Genomic DNA, 20,533 nt, shown 5'->3' on the forward strand with positions numbered 1-20,533 from the left:
CTTCATCACCGGGACGCGTTGTCGCCCACATGGCCGACGACAAAAGTTGGCCCGGAGGGTGACTTCGCGATGCGCTATGGCCTGCTGCGGACACATCTGATCGCGCGTCGTTCTCGCGATTCGGCCCGCCAGTCTCATCGATGGTGCCGGGGAGGTGCACCGCCCGGGCGATGTCGCCGACAGGGCCGATATCGCCGCGTCGTGGGTGGACGCGAGTGGGCGAACGTCACCGGTAACCGGGTGAAGACAGACCCCTGACGCATCCTCGTTCGTGTGGCTCTCGCTAGCGTGTGGTGCCCCGGGCCCGGCGCCCGGTCCCCGGCCCGCCATCGAGCGGAGCGGGTTCACCGTGTGAAAGGCGCCAGATGAGGTTCAGCGTCCGGCGTCTCACTCTCGCCGTGCTCTCCCCCGTCATCGCGGCCGGTTTCGTCGCGATCCTGCTGATGCTGCTCGCGGTTGTCGCCACCGAGATGGCGACCACCATCGACATCCCCCATCTCGTCACGACACGGGGACGAAGGACCCGACCGGGGGCGGGCGGACTCTCGTCGTCGATGGATCGTGGGCGGCCGCGATCGCGTTGGCCGGCATCGTTGCCTCCCCCCTCATCGCGCTGGCGTTGTTCCTGCCCGACTGAATGTCATTCGGACTCATTTCGCGCGCCGAGTGAGGGCTCGAGGCGACCAGACTGGGCGGGTGCCCGCCGCGATCGATTACTCCCCGCTGACGCACCCCGTGCCCGCTCCGACGCGGACGAACACCACCGCCTACGCGGTCAGTCGTCTCGCCGAGGTGAACGGGTGGGAGTACTGCACCCACGCCGTCGCGCAGCCCCTCCCGGGCGTCGTCTTCCGCGAACCGGACGGGCGGCCCCGCTCCTCGCAACGCTCCGTCAACATCGTGCGCATTCCCGGAAGCCCATCCATCGAGATCGGCGACAGCTTCTACGCCGAGATCGCCCAGGGGAATCAGTACACCCGGACGTGGGGGTATGCCGCCGTCGACCTGGGCGTCGACGCGCCGTCGCTCACCGTCGAGGCGCGGAGTAACCGTCTCCTCTCGCCCCTCCCCGCGACTCCCGCCGGCGCCGTGCAGGACGAGCGTCATCCCGGGGTGCTCGTCGAGGCGGCCCCCGGGTCGGAACAGGATGCCCACTCCCTCCTGACCACCGAGATCGTCGCCGCTCTCGGTGATCAGACCTACCCTCTGAATCTCGAGCTCGCGGGCCGCTGGCTGTTCCTGTACGCGCCGCGGTCGCTCTCCACCGACGATGCCGAGTCGTGGAGACACGTCCTCCACACGGTCGATCTCGTCGTGCGCCGGATGCGTGAGTGGCACCCGGCGGGTGCGCACTCACCATTCGGCACCTCGAACAGGACGCACGCCCGGGAGGCACGCGACGCGCGGGTGAACGGGCGCCGCGTCGCCTGGCAGCTCAGCCTGCTGGCGGTCGCCATGGTGGGCGGAGCCGTCGCCGCGTTGATCATCGGCGGACGCTGACGGCTCGCTACAGCCACCCCCGCTCCACCGCCACCCGCACCGCATCCGCCCGATTCCGCCCACCGGTCTTGCCGATCGCGCTGGAGAGGTGGTTCTTCACCGTCCCCTCGGACAGGTGCACCGTCCGCGCGATGTCGGCGATCGAGCCGCCGTCGCGCGCCGCGGCGAGCACGTCGGTCTCGCGCTCGGTGAGCGGGGAGTCGCCCTGCGCGAGCGACTCGGCCGCCAGTGCCGGATCGACCACCCGCAGGCCGAGAGAGACGCGCCGTACCGCGTCGGCCAGCTCCGCCGCGGGGGTGTCCTTGACCACGAATCCGGACGCGCCGGCTTGCATGGCGCGCGCCAGGTAGCCGGGGCGACCGAAGGTCGTGACGATGAGGGCACGGCATCCGGGGACCTCCGAACGCAGGAGGGACGCCGCGGCGATGCCGTCGATGCCGGGCATCTCGATGTCGAGCAGGGCCACGTCGGCCTGGGAGGCGCGGGCGGCCTCGACCACGTCGTCGCCGCGGCCGACCTGGGCCACGACCTCGATGTCGTGCTCGAGCCCGAGCAGGGCGGCCAAGGCGCCGCGGACCAGAGCCTGGTCGTCGGCGATGAGGAGTCGGATCACCACGCCACCTTCAGTGTGAATCCGCCGAGGTCGCCGCGACCGACGGTCAGACGGGCGCCGGAGGTCTCCACGCGCTCGCGGAGGCCCGTCAGCCCCGAGCCCGTGGATGCCGCGGGCGAGGGGCCGCAGCCGTCATCGGCGACCTCGATCGACCGGCCGTCGAGCCGCACGCGGCAGGCGGTGGCTCCGGAATGGCGGATGACGTTGGTCACGGCTTCGCGCACGACCCAACCGGCGAGTTCACGGCGGTCGGCGGGCACCTGCTCCGTGGTCCCGGGGAGGTCGGCGGAGACCCCGGCGCTCTCCAGAGCGGCACGGGCGGCCGCGAGCTCTCCGCTGATGCTCACCCCGCGATATCCGTGGACCGTCGTGCGGACGTCGGAGAGCGCACCGCGCGCCAACTGCTCGATCTGGGTGACCTCGTCGCGGGCGGCCAGGGAGCCGGCATCCAGGAGTCTTCCGGCCAGCTCCGCCTTGACGGTGATCACGGTGAGCGAGTGGCCGAGGATATCGTGCACGTCGCGCGCGACGCGGCCGCGCTCGCGTTCGGCGGCGAGTTCGGCGATCTGCTCCTGCGCCGCACGCAGGCGCTCGAGGGTGGAGATGTTCTCGACGAAGCTGAACATCATGATCGAGATCGAGAGGATGATGGCCGAGTTCACGACATTCGAGAACGCGTCGGCGCCCATCGCTTCACCCACGACGAAGGACAGAGCGCTCAGGGCCGGGACGAAGAGCCAGGTGGTCCGGCGGCCCATCGCCGAGACGGCGAAGGCGACGCCGACGAAGGTCCACATCCACCGGATGTCGGTGCCGAGCCAGGGCAGCAGCGTGAGGCTCAGCGCGAAGAGCACCACCGTCGGCAGCAGTCGACGCAGCCGCGACGTGGTGACGCGGGCGTAGGGGACCGTCGCCATGAACACGGCGGCGAACACGACGATGATCGCGGTGCCGACGAGGTTACCCGTCACGCTCGGGCCCTGCCACAGCTCGACCAGCACCGGGTAGGTCCAGATCAGCGAGATCGACGCGCCGATGAACCAGCCGCGGCGGAACGGACGGCGGCCCGGAACGCGGGTGCGCTCCGGGCCGGTCGTCGTGCTCACGTCGTTCACCCTAGGCGTCAGGCCCGCCGCGTGTCGCGACGGAAGAAGTACACGGTCCCGGCGACGAACACCGCGAGCCAGACCACCGCGTTGATCAGGGCTCCGAGGTCGAAGGCATCCCCCGTCAGAGGTGCCCGGGCGAGCTCACCGATGCCGTAGACGGGCGTCAGCTTGCCGATGGTCTGCAGGAAGTCGGGCATCGACGACAGGGGGAAGAACAGGCCGCCGAGGAACGACAGCAGCACGACGGCGAGGCTCGTGATCTGCGCCGCGTTCTCGCCCGGAACCATGTACCCGACCATGAGACCGAGCGTCGTGAAGACCGCGCTCGCGAGGAGCCAGGCCGCGAGGCCGGTCACGATCCACTGCACAGGGGTCAGGGTCACGCCGGCGAAGGCGGCGACGGCGTAGGTCGCGATGACCGCGATGAGGCCGAACACCATGCCCGCCATCATCTTGACGACGACGTTCGCGACGGGGTTCAGCGGAGTGAGGCGCAGCTGCCGACTCCAGCCCTGCGCGCGCTCGACGGCGACCGACGCCCCGGTCTGGGTCGCCGACATCATGGTTCCGTACATCGCCATCGACACCATGATGTACGCGGCCACCGACACGCCACCGGATGCCAGAGGGGTATCGGTCAGCGGAACGTCGAGCGTCTGGAACCCGACGATGAAGAACATCAGCACGGGGAAGGCGACCGTGAACAGGAGGCTGCGCGGGTTGCGGAGCTTCCGCATCAGCTCGATGCGCAGGTACGTGAGGGTGAAACCGCCGAAGGCGGGGACCGGGCGGTCGAGGGTGATGGCGGTCATCGGACGGCTTCTTTCAGGGTGGGTGCGGCGTCGTCGGCGGTGAGGGTGAGGAAGACACTCTCGAGGTTCTGCGCCGTGATCTCCACGTCGCGCGCGTCCGTGGTGGTGAGCAGATGACGCGCGAGGGCATCGGAGTCGCTCGTGCGGATCGGGACGCGCTCTCCGGCGGTCTCGACCGACTCGACGCCGGGGAGGGACGCGAGGGCGGCGAGGTCGGCATCCCGGAGCGTCGCGTGAACCACACGACCCGAGACGAGGTTCTTGATCTCGGAGGTGGGGCCGTCGGCGACGATCTCGCCGCCGCGCATGAGCACGATGCGGTCGGCGTACTCGTCGGCCTCCTCGAGGTAGTGCGTCGCGAACATCACGGTGCGGGCGCGGGCGGCATCCGCGCGAATCGCGCTCCAGAACGAGCGGCGCGCTTCGACGTCCATGCCGGTGGTCGGCTCGTCGAGGATCAACAGGGCGGGGTCGCTCACGAGCGCCATCGCGAAGCGCAGTCGCTGCTGCTCACCGCCCGAGCAGAGGCCGACGCGTCGGTTCGCCAGATTCCGGATGCCGGCCCGCTCGAGCGCTTCGTCGACCGGACGCTTCTCGGCGAACAGGCTCGCCGTGAGCTCGACCGTCTCGCGGACGGTGAGGTCCTTCAGAAGCCCTCCCGTCTGGAGGACAGCGGAGACGAGACCACGGGCGACAGCGCCGCGCGGGTTGTGGCCGAACACCTCGATCGAGCCCGAGTCGGGGTTCGTGAGGCCGAGGATCATGTCGATCGTGGTGGTCTTGCCGGCGCCGTTCGGGCCGAGGAATGCCACGATCTCGCCGGGCTGGACGCGCAGATCCACGCCGCGCACGGCGTGGACGGAGCCGAAACTCTTGACGACGCCCCGCGCGTCGATCGCGGCGGGGCCGGTGGTGGAGGAGGTCATGTGTTCATGCTGTCGCCGACCCGGTCCGCGCACCCGGGGCGCCGGTCACGTCTCAGGGGTGACGTTCGTCATGGGTGGGGTCGGCCGCGGATCGCGCATCGTCGTCGCCTCGGGCGAAGGTGGGCCACGGTCCGGGTGAGGCTGTGGACAACCGCCGCGCTCGTCGCGGCGTTCTGAGTACCTTGCGGGGGTGCGGAGCTTCACGGTCACCCCCGACAACCTCCGTCGCGCGGCAGCAGGCGTCGACGCGACGGTCCACCGCGCCGAGGCCGAGACGGCCGTCGCCGATGCGCGTGACCTCGGTCACGGCGCGCTCGGCACCGCGGTGGCCGATCTCATGCAGGCGATGACGGGTGGGTGGACGGAGGCCGTCGCGCAGACCGACGATGTCGCAGACGGGCTGCGCGAATCCGCCGGTCTCTACGAGCGGTCGGAAGAAGGCGCCCAAGCGAGCATCAAAGCGTTGGGACGGCCGTCGTGAGCGGGCTCGGTTCGGCGTCCTTCCCCGAACAGCTCGTCCCGGGGTCCGTGGAGGCCGCCTATGAGGTCTCCCACGTCGCCCAGCGACGTGAGAAGGTCGCCGATGAGGCGGGAACCGACCTCCGTCGGCACATCTCGATCGACGGCTGGACGGGCGAAGGAGCCGACTCCTACGCGGCGCGCATGAGCGCCGTCGCGCAGCGGTGGGTCGAGATCGGTCAGGGTGTGGCGACGATCGTCGAACCGATGCGGACGTACGCTCTCGCGCTCCGACGGGCGCAGGGGCTGGCCGCAGCCGCGATCGAAGCGTGGAGCTTCGCATCGACCTTGCCGGAGGATGCCGCACCGGCGGCGCAGTCGTTCACCTCACTCGCACGCGGGTGGCCGGTGCTGATCACCGACTCGCGGCATCAGGGTCCGGCACCGGTGACGCGGACGGAGGGGCATCGGCGAGCCGAGGCGATGCTCGCCGACGCACGCGCCGACGTGGCGGCAGCCGGCGAGGTCGCCGCTCAGGCTGTTCGCGCGGCGATCGGGAGAGTGCGGGCACGAGGAGATGTCTGGGCCTCCGTGGGGGTCGGCCTGGGGGTCGCGATTGTCACGACGGAACGCGTTCTCGACGTGCTCCAGTCCCTCGATGCGCGGGCGTTGACGGCATTGCTGCGAGTGCGCCCCGACCTGATCGCCCGCTTGAAGCAGACGCCGCCGGAAGAGGTCGCGCCGTGGTGGCGGCGGTTGACCGCCGAGCAACAGAACGTGCTGATCGCCGAGGCGTCCGGTGTCATCGGAAATCTCGGAGGTGTGGCATACGCCGCGCGTGACCGCGCGAACCGCATCGTGCTCGCGCAGGCGCTGGAGGTGGCGCGACACATCGCGCCGGATGGGTCGGATCAGGTGCGCGCGTTGGAGGCGCTGGAGGTAGCGAGTCGAGGGCGCACACTTGCCTCGCTCGTCTTGGATCGACCCCCTCTGGCGCAGGTGGCTGTGGGGAGCCTTGATCGGGCGTCTTATGTGAGTGTGGTGGTTCCGGGGATGAATACGTCGGTCGAGAGTGACATTCAGGCGTATGTGGCGGCTGCCGAGAACATCCGACTCAGTCAAGCCTCCGTCAGCGGGAAATCAACGGACACCATCGCGGTCCTCGCATGGCTCGGCTACCATCCGCCGATGAATGACTCGCCCCTTGAGGTATTCAATGACGATAGGGCGCGGGTAGGGGCGAAAGCCTTGTCGAGTGATCTGGTCGCGTTGAGGACAAGCCATGCCGCCGATCAATTCGGTGTCGACGTGACCGCAATCGGTCATTCGTATGGCACGGACGTCGTATCGCTTGCGTTGACATCAGCCCTCGTAGACCACGTCGCATTTCTTGGTTCCGCGGGCATTGCGAACGACGTTTCTGAGGCGAGCCAGCTGCTCGTGCCGCGGGCGCAGGTATTCGCCACGCAGTCGACTCATGACGGATGGGCTCCGATCGGGCAATTCTTCTCCGGTAGGACCGATCCAACGTCAGAGGGCTTCGGAGCCCATGTTTTCAGCTCGGAGCGAGCGGATATCGGCGGTGAAGACTACGCAGCCGTCGCGCGCCATGGCCCTTTCGGTGAGGGGCCTTCTGCTCCGAGCTACCTTGACCCCAACAGCGCGGCGCAACAGTACGTGGCCATGATCGCCATGGGGCGGGGCGACGAGATTCCGGAATGGGGCAACCCCGGCCAGCGCGACGCATACACACTCGATCAGGCAGACAGGGAGCGTTACGGATGAGGAAAGGCGCGTGGCTGGCGCTTATGGCGGTTATCAGCATCGCACTGACCGCGTGCGTGTCTTCAGATGCGGAGAGAGGAGATGGGATGACAACAGAGGAAGCGAAGACGGAGGTCGTCGCGCTCTATTCGAGCGCGAAGGCCGTGATCGCGACGGGAGACTGGAAGCCGCGGACGTTCTGGGGGCCGTGTGCATTGAATGGTGGAGACGGCCTTGTGCAGTGGTCCCTGGCAGCGCAGGTCTTCGTCGATTTGCCAGAGGAGCCGCACGTCTACGGCCAAGAGATTTCGGAGCGGTGGTCGGACCTAGGGCTGGATCCGGAGGCGGGCCCCGATGCGACACCTTCCGAGTCCAGCTACCTCGTTTCAGACCCCCCGAAGATGACCGGCGTCCGCGCCGATGGAGGGCTGACGCAGATATCCATCAGTCCAAACGTCGTCTTCTTTCGAGCTCAGTCCAGGTGTGTGCCGGGTCGACTGGCTGATCTTCAAGCCCCTCAGGGATAACGGGTGAATCCGAGATCGAGACCACTCACGAGGCGACTGTTCCGGTGGTCAAGGTCGTCGCGAGTCACCTCACCTTCGTCGCCCTGATCGTGTAGCTCAGCGGCATCACGGAAGGCTGTTCCGACAACGCGTATTCGCCGTCGGCGCGCAGGGTCATCCGACCGGGCAGCGCTTCCCAGGGCACACTGTCGTGCTCGATCAGGGCGTCGATGCGCAGGCCGTGCGAGAGCAGGGCGGTGACGATCTCACCGAGCCCGCGATTCCACTCGTACGTGCGCGTCGACGTGAGCGGCGCCGAGACCTCGACGTAGGTGCTGTCGTCGTCCCACTCGAGCGGAACGGGTTGCTCGAAGTACGGGAACGCCAGGGTCAGGCCCGGCAGGGTCTCGTTCATCGACCACAGCACGGGGTGCCCCTCGCGGATGTGCAGGGTTCCGCCCGGCGTCAGAAGATCCGCCACGACGCCCGCCCACTCATCGATGGACGGTAGCCAGCACAGTGCTCCGATCCCGGTGTAGACGAGATCGAACGCGCCGTGCGGGAGCACCTCGGCCGCCTTCCGCACATCCGACTGGACGAACTCGACGTCGGCGCCGGCTTCATCGGCCAGCCTGCGGGCCTCGGTCACCGCGTTCTCGGAGAAATCGAGACCGGTCACCCGGGCGCCCAGCCTGGCGAGTGACAGGGTGTCGGTGCCGATGTGGCACTGCAGGTGCACCGTGCGCTTGCCGGCGATGTCTCCCAGTAGGGGTGCGTCGAAGCGGACGACGTCGGACAGGGCCTCGGCATCGTCCACGTATCGCTGGACGCCGTAGCCCGAACCGTCTCGGGCGGCATGCAGAGTGGCGCGCTCATCCCAGTTGGCGCGGTTGGCGTCGATGAAGTCAGAAGTCATGGCATCCCTTCGGCGGAATTCGAGCCTAGGGACAAGCGCCGACGGTGTCGCCTCGTGACGGCGGGAGAGCGCGATGTCGGAGCCTCGCGTTAGCCTGGCCGCATGTCGGGCAAGGTCTATGTCATCCACGAAAATCCTCAGTGGATCCCGCCGTTCGCTGCGGCGTTCGAAGCCGAGGGCGTTCCGTTCGAGGAGTGGATGCTCACCGACGGGTCGATCGACCTGGCCGTCGAGCCGCCAGAGGGCATTTTCTGGTCGCGCCTGAGCGCCTCCGCGCACACGCGCGACCACGCCCACAGCAAGGAGTTCGGGCGCGCCGTCGTGCGGTGGCTCTCGTCGTGGGGACGAACGGTGATCAACGGCGCAGATGTGCTCGAACTCGAGGTCAGCAAGGTCGCGCAGCACGCGGCGCTGAGACACGCGGGCATCGATGTCCCGCGTACGGTGGCGGTCTTCGGCATCGACGACCTCGTCAGCCAGGCCGAGCAGTTCGGCGCCCCGTTCATCAGCAAGCACAACCAGGGCGGCAAGGGTCTCGGCGTGCGGCGGTGGGAGACGGTCGACGAGTTCGCGGAGTGGGTCGGCAGCCCCGACTTCGAGCCCTCCCCCGACGGGATCACGCTCCTGCAGGAGCTCCTGGTCGCCGCGTCGCCATTCATCACCCGGGCAGAGTTCGTGGCGGGTGAGTTCGTCTACGCCGTTCGCGTCGACACCAGCGCCGGCAGCTTCGAGCTGTGCCCCGCCGAGGCGTGCGCCGTCCCCGGCGCAGACGGAGTGGAGCCGGAACCCCTTTTCCGCCGTCGCGACGATGTCGACCCCGTGCTCATCGACCGCTACCTCGCCTTCCTCGCAGCCGAGGGAGTGGGTATCGCCGGCATCGAGTTCATCGAGACCCGCGATGGTCGCACCGTGACCTACGACGTCAACACCAACACGAACTACAACCCCGACGTCGAGGCCACCGCTCCCCGCTCGGGCCCCCGTGAGATCGCCCGTTGGCTCGGCTCTCTGCTCCCGAAGGAAGCGGTCGGTCTGCGTGGCTGAACCGGCTGCTCCTCACACCGACTGGACGGGATTCGGGTTCGCGACCCGCCAAGTCCACGCCGGCGAAGAAGAAGACCTGACGCACGGATCGCGGATCACCCCCGTGCACCTGTCGGCGGCGTACCGGTTCCGGTCGTTCCAGGAGGCCACCGACCGGTTCGGAGCGGTCGACCTCGGCCACCTGTACTCCCGCAACGCCAACCCCACCAACCAGGTGGCCGAACGGCGTCTCGCCTCGCTCGAGGGCGGGTCCGGGGCGCTCGTCGTGGGATCCGGACAGGCGGCCATCTCGATGGCGCTCCTCGGTCTCGCGGGCAGCGGCGAGCACATCGTGTCCACGGCGAGCATCTACAGCGGCACGCGCGTGCTCTTCGACCGCACGTTCGCGCGTCTCGGCGTCACTGTCGAGTACGTCTGGAACCCCGGTGACGACGCGGAGTGGGACGCCCTCATCCGACCCGAGACGAAGGCGATCTTCACCGAGACCCTCCCGAACCCGAAGAACGACGTGGTCGATGTCGACGCCGTCGCGCGGGTGGCGCGCCGCCACGGCATCCCTCTCGTGGTCGACAACACCATCGCGACGCCGTTCCTCATCCGGCCGATCGAGCACGGCGCCGACGTCGTCGTGCACTCCGCGACGAAGTTCCTCTCGGGGCACGGTGCCAATCTCGCCGGCGCTGTCGTCGATGGCGGAACGTTCGACTGGGCGGCATCCGATCGCTCCTACCCGGCGCTCACCGAGACGCCCGTGGCCACGCATCCGTCGTTCGTCGAGGCCTTCGGTGCGCGCGCCTTCGAACTGTCGCTGCGATTCGGAATCGGCAACGACATCGGACCGGCGCTGTCGCCGCTGAACGGCTTCCTCCTGCAACAGGGCATGGAGACCCTGTCGGTTCGCATGCGTCAGCACCTCGCGAGCGCCCGCACCATCGCCGAATGGCTCGATCAGCACGAAGCGGTGGAGAGCGTCGACTACGCCGGTCTCCCCTCGCATCCGCAGCACGCGCTCGCACAGCGGGACTACGACGGCCTGTCGGGCTCGGTCTTCTCCTTCACCGTGGCAGGCGGCCGCGCCGCCGCGGAGCGCTTCTTCGACGCTCTCCGCCTGTTCAGCCGCATGACGAACATCGGCGACACGCGTTCCATGGCGCTGCATCCCGCGACCACCACGCACCTCGGCTTCACCCAGGAGACGCGCGACCGCCTCGGCATCGGTGACGGCCTCATCCGCCTGTCGATCGGCCTCGAGGACGCCGACGATCTCATCGCCGATCTCGAGCACGCGCTGCGCGCAGCGCACTGAGGTCACGCGTCGCGCTGCGCCTCCAAGCGCCGCACGCGCGGGATGACCTCTTCCGCGAAGCGCCGCAACTCGGGCAGGTGCGGCGAGAACTGCAGCAGCAGCGTCGAGACACCCACGTTCGCGAACTGCACGATGCGCTCGGCGACCTGGTCGGGCGTTCCGACGAGGTTGGGGCGGAGGCCGCGGTTCGACACCGAGTACTCCTTGAGGTCGACCTGGGTGTCGAGCTTCGACTTGCTCACGAAGTCCTGGTACGACCCGTATGCCGCTCCCCCGCGCACGTCGGTGATGCGGTCGATCTCGGCCTGCGCCTCGTCCTCCGTTGCGCGCACGACCGCATAGGCGGCCATCCCGAACGCCTCGAACGGCGTGGCCCCCGCCTCCGCGCGGCGGCGGCGCATGTCGGCGACCTTGACCTCGAGCTCGTCGAGCGTGCCGCCGTGCGTCAAATACGCGTCGGCGAAGCGCGTGATCGCCGTACGGCCCGCCTCGCTCTCACCGCCCGCGTACAACCGCGGCACGACCCGCGGCTTCGGCTCGGTGTACGTGCCCTCGGTGCGGTAGTACTCGCCCTCGTACGCGAACGGCGTCTGCGACCACAGGCCGCGCAGCACTTCGACCCACTCGATGGTCCGCGCGTAGCGATCGTCGTGCGCGCTGAACAGACCGTCGTACTGCTTGGCCTCCTCGGCCCACCACGCCGAGACGACGTTCAACGCCAATCGGCCGCCGCTGATCTCGTCGATCGTCGCAGCCTGCTTCGCGGTGTGAAACGGGTTGTGGAAACCGGGGCGCACGGCGGTCATCAGCTCGAGGGTCGACGTCACCGCGGCGAGTCCCGCCGTCACCGCCCACGCATCGAGCGACGGCGCCTCGACGCCCTTGATGTCGTTCAGGTTGAGCTCGGGGATGAGGGTCAGATCGAAACCGCCCTCCTCGGCGGCGCGGGCGATGTCGGCGATGTGAGCGAAGGAGACGGGCGTCTGTTCGTCGTCGACGTTGCGCAACCACCCGCCGAAGATCGGGGTCCAGTAGCCGAAACGCACGCGCTGGGGGGAGGTCATGGCATCCATCCTGACCCGGTCGACGTCGTGTGTCGTCACGCGAGGAAACGGTCCGTCACACACCGTTGCCCGATATCGACGGCGGTGCGACGGTAGCCGGGTTCCGATCCGCGAGGAGGACCCCGTGACCGATCCCACTCCCACCCACGAGCCGCTGAAGTTCGCCTACTGGGTGCCCAACGTCAGCGGCGGGCTGGTCATCAGCTCGGTCGAGCAGCGCACCGACTGGGGCTACGACTACAACGTCGAACTGGCGCAGACGGCGGAGCGCGTCGGCTTCGAGTACGCCCTGAGCCAGGTGCGCTACGCCTCGAGCTACGGGGCGGCACAGCAGCACGAGTCCACCTCGATCAGCCTCGCCCTGCTGCTGGCCACCGAGAAGCTGAAGGTGATCTCGGCGATACACCCCGGGATCTGGCATCCGGCGGTGTTGGCGAAGTTCATCAACACGGCCGATCAGTTCTCGCACGGACGCGCGGCGGTCAACGTCGTCAGCGGCTGGTCCAAAGACGAATACACCGATCTGGGGCTCGAGTGGCTCGAGCACGACGAGCGGTACGAGCGCGCGGCCGAGTTCATCCAGGTGCTGCGGGGGCTGTGGACGCAGGAGACCTTCTCGTTCCACGGGAAGTACTACGACATCACCGACTTCACGCTGCGTCCGTTCCCGTACGAGGTGCCGGGGCGTCCGCATCCCGAGATCTTCCAGGGCGGCAACTCGACAGCTGCCCGCTTCAACGGCGGGGCGTTCTCGGACTGGTACTTCTCGAACGGCAAGGACTTCGACGGCTTCACCGAGCAGTACGACGACGTCACCCGTGTCGCCGCGGAGCACGGTCGTCGCACGCGGTTCGGGCTGAACGGCTTCGTCATCCAGCGCGACAGCCGGGCCGAGGCCGAGGCGCAGCTGCGCGAGATCATCGCGCACGCCGATGGAGGGGCCGTCGAGGGCTTCCGCCGCAGCGTCCAGGAGGCGGGGAACGCGACGACGGACAAGAAGGGCATGTGGGCGGACTCGTCGTTCGAAGATCTGGTGCAGTACAACGACGGCTTCCGTACGCAGCTCTTCGGCGACGCCGAACAGATCGCGGAGCGCATCATCGCCTACAAGAAGCGCGGAGTCGACCTGTTCCTCCTCGGCTTCTTGCACTTCCAGGAAGAGCTCGAGCGCTTCGGTGAGACGGTCATCCCGATCGTGCGGGAGCTCGAGGCAGATCTCGCCCGCACCGGCGACCCGATCGAGGTCGCCGCGCGCTGAGAAGGGCGTGGGAGTCGTCGCCCACCCGCCTGCTCCCCCGGCACTCGTCCTAGCCTGGACGTCGACGACATTCCGCACCGGGAATGAGTGGGAGAGGACGACGGAATGACGAGTGCACGGCTCGGTTTCTTCACGCGGCTGCTGGATGCCGGTACCGACGGCGAGCGGTATCGCACCGGGCTCGCGCAGGTGCGCGCCGCCGAAGAGCACGGGTTCGCCTCCGCGTGGGTCGCGCAGCACCACTTCGACCGGGATGAGGGCGGGCTGCCGTCCCCGTTCCCCTTCCTCGCGGCGGCTGCGGTGCAGACCGAGCGCATCGCCCTCGGCACCGGTATCGTCACCCTGCCCCTCGACGATCCGGTGCGGGTGGCGGAGGACGCCGCCGTCGTCGATGCCCTGAGCGGGGGTCGCGTCCAGCTCGGCATCGGTACGGGCGGAACCCCGTCATCATTCGCCGCGTTCGAGCGTTTCTCCGACGACCGTCGCGAAATCCAGGCCGCTCACGTGGCGGTGCTGCGGGATGCGTTCGCCGGGCGCGGCATCCGCGGGACGGAGCTGCTCCTGAACCCCGCCGCACCGCATCTCGGCGGGCGGCTCTGGCAGGCGACGTTCTCCGTCGAGGGAGGCCGCCGTGCCGGACTCGCGGGCGACGGTCTGCTGCTGTCCCGCACGCAACCGCGTGACGACCGGCAGACGCTTTCCGAGGTGCAGGTCCCGATCGTCGAGGCGTATCTCGCCGCTCTGCCCGACGGTGTGCCGCCGCGCATCCTCGCCTCGCGAACAGCGGTGGTGGTGGATGCGGACCACCTCGATGAGGCGTGGAGCGCGGCCGAGCACGGTGTTCGGCGCTTGACGCGTACATTCCTCAAGAGGAATGCGAAGGGAGACCTCCGTGACCTCGCACGCCTGACCGATACGCACCTGGGGACGGTCGATCAGGTCGTGACCTCTCTCTCCGCGGACCGGACCCTTGCGTTCGCGACCGATGTGGCGTTCCAAGTGCACTCCGTCGACCCGGCGCCCGCGATCACCCTCCGCTCGATCGAGTTGCTCGCGACGGAGGTCGCGCCGCAGCTGGGACTGCGGACGGGAGCGGAGGCCGCTGCGGAGCTCCGCGAGGTGGGAACGCCGTCCATCTCGTCCTGACCGGGCGTCACCCTCGGCCGGCGAGCATCGCGGCCGCCCGCGCCGTCTGCTCGCGCAGCGCGTCGGCCAGGGCCACGACGGCGGGGATCCGCAGGGAGTCGGCGCGCACGATCATCCAGTACGGCAGGCTCTCGCTCACCTCCTCGGGGAGCAACCGCTCGAGATCGTCGTGCCGGTCGGCCGTGAAGCACGGCAGCAGCCCGATCCCGGCACCCGCGCGCGTCGCCTCGACCTGCACGAGCACGTTGGTCGAGCTCAGGCCGTCGCGCATGTGCGGCACGACGCGGCGCGGCAGATCAAGGGCTTCGACCTGCAGCATCGCGTCGACGAAGTACACGAGCCGATGCTGCTCGAGGTCTTCCATGCGCGCGGGTCGACCGACCCGGGCGAGGTAAGCAGAGGACGCGTACAGACCGAGCGTGTAGCGCCCGAGCTCGACGGCGTGCCCCCGCGACGACTGCGGCTCCCCCACCACCACTTCGACGTCGAGCCCGGGGTGCAGCGCTGCCCGCCGCTGCGCCGTGACGATCTCGACCGAGAGCTCGGGATGCCGTTCCCGCAGAGCCGCGACCGCGGGAGCCGCGATGTAGGCGCTGAAGCCGTCGGTGGCCGACATCCTCACGACGCCGGACACGGGGTCGGGTTCGACTCCCCCGCCGGTGAGGTGCGACATCGCCGCCTCGATGCGGCCCGCCGTCTCGACCGCGTGATGACCGAGGGGCGTCAGCGCCCACCCGCGGCCGGATGCCGAGACGACCCGGCCGCCGAGGGCGTCTTCGAGCGCCGAGATCCGCCGTGCGACGGTCGTGTGGTCGACGCCGCGAAGCTGTGCCGCGGCCGTGTAGCGCCCGGTACGCGCGACCGCGAGGAGCGTAAGGAGGTCGTCGGCACGGACGGTCGTGGCATCCATGTGTGCAATTGTGCACACACACTCCGCAGGACTGGGCATTGCCGCAATGCACGGGTCGCCGCAGACTCGACGGCGGATGTCACCGTCGACACCGAAGGAGCCAGCATGGAACCCCCCGCCACGGCGCAGCGCAGCGCCTCCTCCGAAACCTCCACCGGAAAGATCAAGAGGGTCGTCGCCGCGTCGATGGCCGGCACGGTCGTCGAGTGGTACGAGTTCTTCCTCTACGCCACGGCTGCGAGCCTGGTGTTCGGCACGTTCTTTTTCCCGTCGTCGGGCTCCCCGCTCGACGGGATCATCGCCGCCTTCGTCACCTACGCCGTCGGGTTCGTCGCCCGCCCCTTGGGGGGCATCGTCTTCGGACAGATCGGTGACCGCTTCGGACGCAAGCCCACCCTTCAGGCGACGATCATCATCGTCGGCGCGGCGACCTTCCTGATGGGCTGCCTGCCCGGCTTCGCCTCAGTGGGCTACTGGGCGCCCGCCATGCTCGTGGCCCTGCGGTTCATCCAGGGCTTCGCCGTGGGCGGGGAATGGGGCGGTGCCGTCCTCCTGGTCGCGGAGCAGAGCCCGAATCGCTCGCGTGCGTTCTGGGCCAGCTGGCCGCAGGCCGCCGTCCCCGTCGGCAACCTGCTCGCCACGACCGTGCTGCTGGTGATGTCGTTCGTCCTCTCCCCCGCCGCCTTCCTCGACTGGGGCTGGCGCGTCGCGTTCTGGCTCTCCGCCGTGATCGTGCTCGTCGGCTTCTACATCCGCACGCACGTCGAGGAGGCGCCGATCTTCCTCGAGGCGAAGAAGCAGGTCGAGCAGGAGAAGGCGACCTCGTTCGGTGTCGTCGAGGTGCTGCGTCGTTACCCGAAGGGCGTCGTCCAGGCCATGGGCGTGCGCTTCGCGGAGAACATCGTCTACTACATCGTCGTCAGCTTCTCGATCGTCTACCTCAAGGTCGTGCACTCCTACGACACCAGCCAGCTGCTGCTCGCGCTGCTGATCGCCCACATCATCCATTTCGCCGTGATCCCCCCGATCGGGCGTCTGGCCGACCGCATCGGCCGCAAGCCCGTCTACCTCACCGGCGCGATCCTCAGTGCGACCTGGGCGTTCTTCGCCTTCCCGATGTTCGACACGCTGAACCCGGTCGTCATCGTCGCGGCGGTGGCGCTGGGCCTGGTGTTCCACGCCGGCATGTACGCGCCGCAGCCGGCGGTCATGGCCGAGCTGTTCCCGACGCGCATGCGCTACTCGGGTGTCTCGCTCGGGGCCCAGGTGACGGCCATCCTGGCCGGTTCGCTCGCGCCGATCCTCGCGACGCAGTGGCTGCGCGACTTCGGTTCGTGGCTGCCCATCGCGCTGTACATCGTCGCGGCCTGCGTGCTGACCTCAATCGCCGTACTGTCGCTGAAGGAGACGCGCGGCATCTCGCTGCGCGACATCGACGCCGCCGACGCCGCGCGGGGGAAGTGAGCACCATGACCATCGACCTCAGCGGACGCCGCGCCCTCGTCACCGGTGGTGCCGGCGGCATCGGGGCGGCGATCGCGCGGGCGTTCGCCGAAGCAGGCGCCGAGGTGACGGTCGCCGATCTCCACGTCGAGGGGGCGAAGGCCCTCGCCGACGAGATCGGCGGCCGCGCCTGGGGGGTCGACCTGTCGGACACGGCGGCGTTGGCCGATCTGGAGCTCGACGTCGACATCCTCGTGAACAATGCCGGCATCCAGCACGTCAGTCCCATCGAGGACTTCGCTCCGGAGAAGTTCTCCTTCATGCTGCGACTCATGCTGGAGGCGCCGTTCCTGCTGATCCGCGCGGCGCTCCCCGCCATGTACGAGCGCGGATACGGACGAGTGCTCAACGTGTCGAGCGTCCACGGTATACGCGCTTCGGCATATAAATCGGCGTACGTCGCCGCCAAGCACGGCCTCGAGGGGCTGTCCAAGACGACCGCACTGGAGGGCGGTGCCCGCGGCGTGACGAGCGTGTGCATCGACCCCGGATACGTGCGTTCGCCGCTCGTGGAGAAGCAGTTGGCAGACCAGGCGCGGTCGCACGGCATCCCGGAGTCCGAGGTGCTCGAGACGGTGCTGCTGAAGGACGCCGCGGTCAAACGGCTCGTCGAGCCGGCCGAGGTCGCCTCCCTCGCCCTCTGGCTCGCGGGACCGGATGCCGCGATGGTCACCGGGACGAGCTACGTGATGGACGGGGGCTGGTCGGCGCACTGAGCGGCGGCGGCCGTGTCGGGAGCGCTCCCGCGCGGAGATATTCGGGGGTCCGGGAGATCGCGCAAGAAGAAATCCGAATTCTCCCGTGGGTTTCGGTAATGTAAAAAAACCTCGGAGCAATTGGTGACCAGCCCGCCGAGGACAATGATGTCCGAAGGATGGCGGCATTTGTCGCGATCGACACTTCACAGCAGAGGTAACGCAATGACACTGCACACCAGCGGTCGAGGCCGTCTCGGTCTCGCCCTCGGCGCTCTCGGCGCCTCGGCAATCGTCCTGGCCGGCTGCTCCGCCGGCGGGGGAGACAACGGCTCCGACAGCGGCTCGGGCGACCCGCTCGTGGTCGGCACGACCGACAAGATCAGCTCGATCGACCCGGCCGGCTCGTACGACAACGGCTCGTTCGCCGTGATGAACCAGGTCTACCCCTTCCTGCTCAACAGCCAGTACGGCACCTCGGACGTCACGCCCGACATCGCCGAGTCGGCGGAGTTCACCTCGCCGACCGAGTACACCGTGAAGCTGAAGTCGGGCCTGAAGTTCGCGAACGGCCACGACCTCACCTCGTCGGACGTGAAGTTCTCGTTCGACCGTCAGGTGACGATCGCCGACCCCAACGGCCCGTCCTCGTTGCTCGGCAACCTCGACAGCGTCGAGACGCCCGACGACACCACCGTCGTCTTCACCCTGAAGAACGGCAACGACCAGATCTGGCCGCAGATCCTGTCGAGCCCGGCAGCGCCCATCGTCGACGAAGAGGTCTTCTCGGCCGATGCGGTCACCCCCGACGACACCATCGTCGAGGCCAAGCCCTTCGCGGGGCAGTACACGATCGAGTCGTACAAGCAGAACGAGCTCATCTCGTACGCGCCGTACGCCGACTACCAGGGCTCGCTGCCGAAGCCCGAGAACGGCGGCATCTCGGCGAAGTACTACGCCGACGCCTCCAACCTCAAGCTCGACGTGCAGTCCGGAGCGATCGACGTCGCGTTCCGCAGCCTGAGCGCGACGGACATCGCCGACCTGTCGTCGAACGACGCGGTCAAGATCGTCGACGGCCCCGGTGGAGAGATCCGCTACATCGTCTTCAACTTCGACACGATGCCCTTCGGTGCCACCACGCCCGAGGCCGATGCGGCCAAGTCCCTCGCCGTGCGTCAGGCGGCGGCCGACCTCATCGACCGTCAGGCCATCGCGACCGACGTCTACAAGGACACCTACTCGCCGCTGTACTCGTACGTGCCGCAGGGTGTCGCGGGCGCCAACGAGGCCCTGAAGGGTCTGTACGGCGACGGCAGCGGCATGCCCGACGCGGCGAAGGCGAAGGCCACGCTCGAGGCCGCCGGGGTCTCGACGCCCGTCACGCTGAACCTGCAGTACAACGGCGACCACTACGGCCCCTCGTCGGGCGACGAGTACGCCGCGGTGAAAGCGCAGCTCGAGGAGGACGGTCTGTTCACCGTCAACCTCGCGCAGACCGAGTGGGTGCAGTACTCCAAGGACCGCACGGCCGACGTGTACCCCGCGTACCAGCTCGGCTGGTTCCCGGACTACTCGGATGCCGACAACTACCTGACCCCGTTCTTCTCGGCGGACAACTTCCTCGGCAACCACTACGACAACGCCGAGGTCCAGAAGCTCCTCGTCGAGGAGGCGACGCAGACCGACAAGACCACGCGCGAGCAGCAGCTCGGCGAGATCCAGGACAAGGTGGCCGCCGACCTCTCGACGCTGCCGCTGCTCCAGGGCAAGCAGGTCGCGGTCGTGGGCTCCAGCGTGGAGGGCGCCGTCCTCGACGGTTCCTTCAAGTTCCGCTACGCCCCGCTGCACAAGTAATCGATCGGCGGGTGCCCGGTCCCTCGGCGGACCGGGTGCCCGCCGCTTTCCGTCCCCCAGTTAGGTCCTCATGGCCACCGCCGTCGACGCCCCCGTCATCGCCGCGCCCGCCGCCCCCAAAGGCGGCGGACTCTGGCGCTACATCCTCGTCCGACTCGTCCTGATCATCCCCACGGTCTTCATCCTCGTGACCGTCGTGTTCCTGCTCATGCGGGTCACCGGCGACCCGATCACGGCCGCTCTCGGCGGGCGCCTCCCTCCCGAGCAGCTCGCGGAACGCATTGCCGCCGCCGGCTACGACCGCCCCCTCTACCAGCAGTACTTCGAGTACATCTGGGGCGTGCTGCGGGGCGATTTCGGCACCACGATCACCGACAACCGTCCGGTCATCGGCATCCTGCTGCAGTACGGCTCGGCCACCCTCGAGCTGGCCATCTACGCGCTCGTCGTGGCGCTGCTGATCGGCATCCCGTTCGGGCTCATCGCCGCGTACCGCCGCGACCGCTGGCAGGATGCCACGCTGCGCATCGGCGCGATCCTCGGCTACGCGACCCCCATCTTCTTCGTCGGTCTTCTGCTCAAGCTCGTCTTCGCGGTGTGGCTGAGCGTGCTGCCGGTCGCCGGCCGTGCCAGCACCCGCACCGAATTGAAGCTGTCGACTCTGGATGCCCCGAGCGGCATCTATCTGCTGGACGCGATCCGTCTCGGCGACGGTGCGGCGGTGGGCGACGTCCTGACCCACGCGATCCTTCCCGGTGTGGCCCTCGGCATCCTGACCGCGGGCATCTTCCTGCGGCTGGTGCGCACCAACGTCATCGGCACGTTGGGATCGCAGTACGTCACGTCGGCGCGTTCCCGCGGCGTGGGGGAGTACCGCCTCGTCACCAAGCACGCGTACCGTCCGGCGCTCATCCCGATCATCACGGTCATCGGTCTGCAGATCGCCCTGCTGCTCTCGGGCGCCGTCCTGACCGAGACGACCTTCGAGTGGAAGGGCCTGGGCTTCATGCTGAGCGAGTACCTCAAGGCCCGCGACTTCGTGGCCGTGCAGGGCATCGTCGTCATGATCGCCGTGCTGGTGGCCTTCACGAACTTCCTCGTCGACGTCATCGCGGCGATCATCGACCCGCGAGTGAGGTACTGAC

Annotated in this window: 18 protein-coding genes; 11 read left to right on the forward strand and 7 right to left on the reverse strand. The window is 68.6% G+C overall.

The window, feature by feature from the left end:
- Positions 1-696 precede the first annotated feature (696 nt).
- Positions 697-1,500 carry a hypothetical protein gene (locus tag RWH45_RS06920; protein ID WP_315994142.1) on the forward strand — a complete coding sequence of 268 codons (804 nt, stop codon included), beginning with the start codon at positions 697-699 and terminating at the stop codon, positions 1,498-1,500.
- A 7-nt stretch (positions 1,501-1,507) separates the two neighbouring features.
- Here the strand turns inward: RWH45_RS06920 and RWH45_RS06925 are convergent, their stop codons facing one another.
- The 4 genes from RWH45_RS06925 to RWH45_RS06940 are packed head-to-tail and all read right to left on the reverse strand — an operon-like array spanning position 1,508 to position 4,960.
- A complete protein-coding gene (locus tag RWH45_RS06925) occupies positions 1,508-2,113 on the reverse strand; it encodes a response regulator (RefSeq protein ID WP_315994143.1) in 606 nt (201 codons plus the stop codon).
- Positions 2,110-3,219, reverse strand: coding sequence for a sensor histidine kinase (locus tag RWH45_RS06930; RefSeq protein ID WP_315994144.1), 1,110 nt, complete (start codon positions 3,217-3,219; stop codon positions 2,110-2,112). The genes RWH45_RS06925 and RWH45_RS06930 overlap by 4 nt, the downstream gene beginning before the upstream one ends.
- 17 nt (positions 3,220-3,236) lie before the next feature.
- Entirely contained in the window at positions 3,237-4,034 is a 798-nt protein-coding gene (locus RWH45_RS06935; protein ID WP_315994145.1) for an ABC transporter permease, read from the reverse strand.
- A complete protein-coding gene (locus tag RWH45_RS06940) occupies positions 4,031-4,960 on the reverse strand; it encodes an ABC transporter ATP-binding protein (RefSeq protein WP_315994146.1) in 930 nt (309 codons plus the stop codon). Before RWH45_RS06940 ends, RWH45_RS06935 begins: the two co-directional genes overlap by 4 nt.
- A 190-nt stretch (positions 4,961-5,150) precedes the next feature.
- Between RWH45_RS06940 and RWH45_RS06945 the strand changes: the two genes are divergently transcribed.
- Entirely contained in the window at positions 5,151-5,441 is a 291-nt protein-coding gene (locus tag RWH45_RS06945; RefSeq protein WP_315994147.1) for a type VII secretion target, read from the forward strand.
- Positions 5,438-7,204, forward strand: a complete 1,767-nt coding sequence (locus tag RWH45_RS06950; RefSeq protein WP_315994148.1) for an alpha/beta hydrolase — start codon at positions 5,438-5,440, stop codon at positions 7,202-7,204. Before RWH45_RS06945 ends, RWH45_RS06950 begins: the two co-directional genes overlap by 4 nt.
- 570 nt (positions 7,205-7,774) lie before the next feature.
- Here the strand turns inward: RWH45_RS06950 and RWH45_RS06955 are convergent.
- Positions 7,775-8,605, reverse strand: coding sequence for a class I SAM-dependent methyltransferase (locus RWH45_RS06955; RefSeq protein ID WP_315994149.1), 831 nt, complete (start codon positions 8,603-8,605; stop codon positions 7,775-7,777).
- Positions 8,606-8,707: 102 nt separating this feature from the next.
- Between RWH45_RS06955 and RWH45_RS06960 the strand changes: the two genes are divergently transcribed.
- Together RWH45_RS06960 and RWH45_RS06965 are read left to right on the forward strand one after the other, a co-directional pair.
- On the forward strand, positions 8,708-9,649 hold the full coding sequence (locus tag RWH45_RS06960; protein ID WP_315994150.1) for an ATP-grasp domain-containing protein: 942 nt from the start codon (positions 8,708-8,710) through the stop codon (positions 9,647-9,649).
- On the forward strand, positions 9,642-10,955 hold the full coding sequence (locus RWH45_RS06965; protein WP_315994151.1) for an O-acetylhomoserine aminocarboxypropyltransferase/cysteine synthase family protein: 1,314 nt from the start codon (positions 9,642-9,644) through the stop codon (positions 10,953-10,955). Before RWH45_RS06960 ends, RWH45_RS06965 begins: the two co-directional genes overlap by 8 nt.
- Positions 10,956-10,957: 2 nt before the next feature.
- Here the strand turns inward: RWH45_RS06965 and RWH45_RS06970 are convergent, their stop codons facing one another.
- Positions 10,958-12,019: an LLM class flavin-dependent oxidoreductase gene (locus RWH45_RS06970; protein WP_315994152.1), complete on the reverse strand. Its 1,062-nt coding sequence runs from the start codon at positions 12,017-12,019 to the stop codon at positions 10,958-10,960.
- Positions 12,020-12,143: 124 nt separating this feature from the next.
- Here RWH45_RS06970 and sfnG point away from each other — a divergent pair, with 124 nt between their 5' ends.
- Together sfnG and RWH45_RS06980 are read left to right on the forward strand one after the other, a co-directional pair.
- Positions 12,144-13,277, forward strand: a complete 1,134-nt coding sequence (gene sfnG, locus RWH45_RS06975) for a dimethylsulfone monooxygenase SfnG (protein WP_315994153.1) — start codon at positions 12,144-12,146, stop codon at positions 13,275-13,277.
- 105 nt (positions 13,278-13,382) lie between these two features.
- On the forward strand, positions 13,383-14,423 hold the full coding sequence (locus tag RWH45_RS06980) for a putative FMN-dependent luciferase-like monooxygenase (protein ID WP_315994154.1): 1,041 nt from the start codon (positions 13,383-13,385) through the stop codon (positions 14,421-14,423).
- A gap of 7 nt (positions 14,424-14,430) precedes the next feature.
- Here the strand turns inward: RWH45_RS06980 and RWH45_RS06985 are convergent, their stop codons facing one another.
- Complete coding sequence (locus tag RWH45_RS06985) at positions 14,431-15,333, reverse strand: LysR family transcriptional regulator (protein WP_315994155.1); 903 nt, start codon at positions 15,331-15,333, stop codon at positions 14,431-14,433.
- A 105-nt stretch (positions 15,334-15,438) separates the two neighbouring features.
- Here RWH45_RS06985 and RWH45_RS06990 point away from each other — a divergent pair, with 105 nt between their 5' ends.
- The 4 genes from RWH45_RS06990 (at position 15,439) to RWH45_RS07005 (ending at position 20,532) form a co-directional block, all read left to right on the forward strand.
- Positions 15,439-16,797, forward strand: coding sequence for an MFS transporter (locus RWH45_RS06990; RefSeq protein WP_315994156.1), 1,359 nt, complete (start codon positions 15,439-15,441; stop codon positions 16,795-16,797).
- A 5-nt stretch (positions 16,798-16,802) separates the two neighbouring features.
- A complete protein-coding gene (locus RWH45_RS06995; protein ID WP_315994157.1) occupies positions 16,803-17,552 on the forward strand; it encodes a 3-hydroxybutyrate dehydrogenase in 750 nt (249 codons plus the stop codon).
- Positions 17,553-17,756: 204 nt separating this feature from the next.
- Positions 17,757-19,388, forward strand: a complete 1,632-nt coding sequence (locus RWH45_RS07000) for an ABC transporter substrate-binding protein (RefSeq protein ID WP_315994158.1) — start codon at positions 17,757-17,759, stop codon at positions 19,386-19,388.
- 70 nt (positions 19,389-19,458) lie between these two features.
- Entirely contained in the window at positions 19,459-20,532 is a 1,074-nt protein-coding gene (locus tag RWH45_RS07005; RefSeq protein WP_315994159.1) for an ABC transporter permease, read from the forward strand.
- Position 20,533: the final 1 nt, after the last annotated feature.

This window comes from Microbacterium galbum (assembly GCF_032464915.1).
GTDB classification, from domain to species: domain Bacteria; phylum Actinomycetota; class Actinomycetes; order Actinomycetales; family Microbacteriaceae; genus Microbacterium; species Microbacterium galbum.

Coding starts and splice junctions, on each gene's coding strand:
- RWH45_RS06990 (WP_315994156.1), top strand. CDS start 15,439: ATGGAACCCCCCGCCACGGCGCAGCGCAGCGCCTCCTCCGAAACCTCC.
- RWH45_RS06980 (WP_315994154.1), top strand. CDS start 13,383: ATGACGAGTGCACGGCTCGGTTTCTTCACGCGGCTGCTGGATGCCGGT.
- RWH45_RS06985 (WP_315994155.1), bottom strand. CDS start 15,333: ATGGATGCCACGACCGTCCGTGCCGACGACCTCCTTACGCTCCTCGCG.
- RWH45_RS06940 (WP_315994146.1), bottom strand. CDS start 4,960: ATGACCTCCTCCACCACCGGCCCCGCCGCGATCGACGCGCGGGGCGTC.
- RWH45_RS06995 (WP_315994157.1), top strand. CDS start 16,803: ATGACCATCGACCTCAGCGGACGCCGCGCCCTCGTCACCGGTGGTGCC.
- RWH45_RS07000 (WP_315994158.1), top strand. CDS start 17,757: ATGACACTGCACACCAGCGGTCGAGGCCGTCTCGGTCTCGCCCTCGGC.
- RWH45_RS06960 (WP_315994150.1), top strand. CDS start 8,708: ATGTCGGGCAAGGTCTATGTCATCCACGAAAATCCTCAGTGGATCCCG.
- RWH45_RS06955 (WP_315994149.1), bottom strand. CDS start 8,605: ATGACTTCTGACTTCATCGACGCCAACCGCGCCAACTGGGATGAGCGC.
- RWH45_RS07005 (WP_315994159.1), top strand. CDS start 19,459: ATGGCCACCGCCGTCGACGCCCCCGTCATCGCCGCGCCCGCCGCCCCC.
- RWH45_RS06935 (WP_315994145.1), bottom strand. CDS start 4,034: ATGACCGCCATCACCCTCGACCGCCCGGTCCCCGCCTTCGGCGGTTTC.
- RWH45_RS06970 (WP_315994152.1), bottom strand. CDS start 12,019: ATGACCTCCCCCCAGCGCGTGCGTTTCGGCTACTGGACCCCGATCTTC.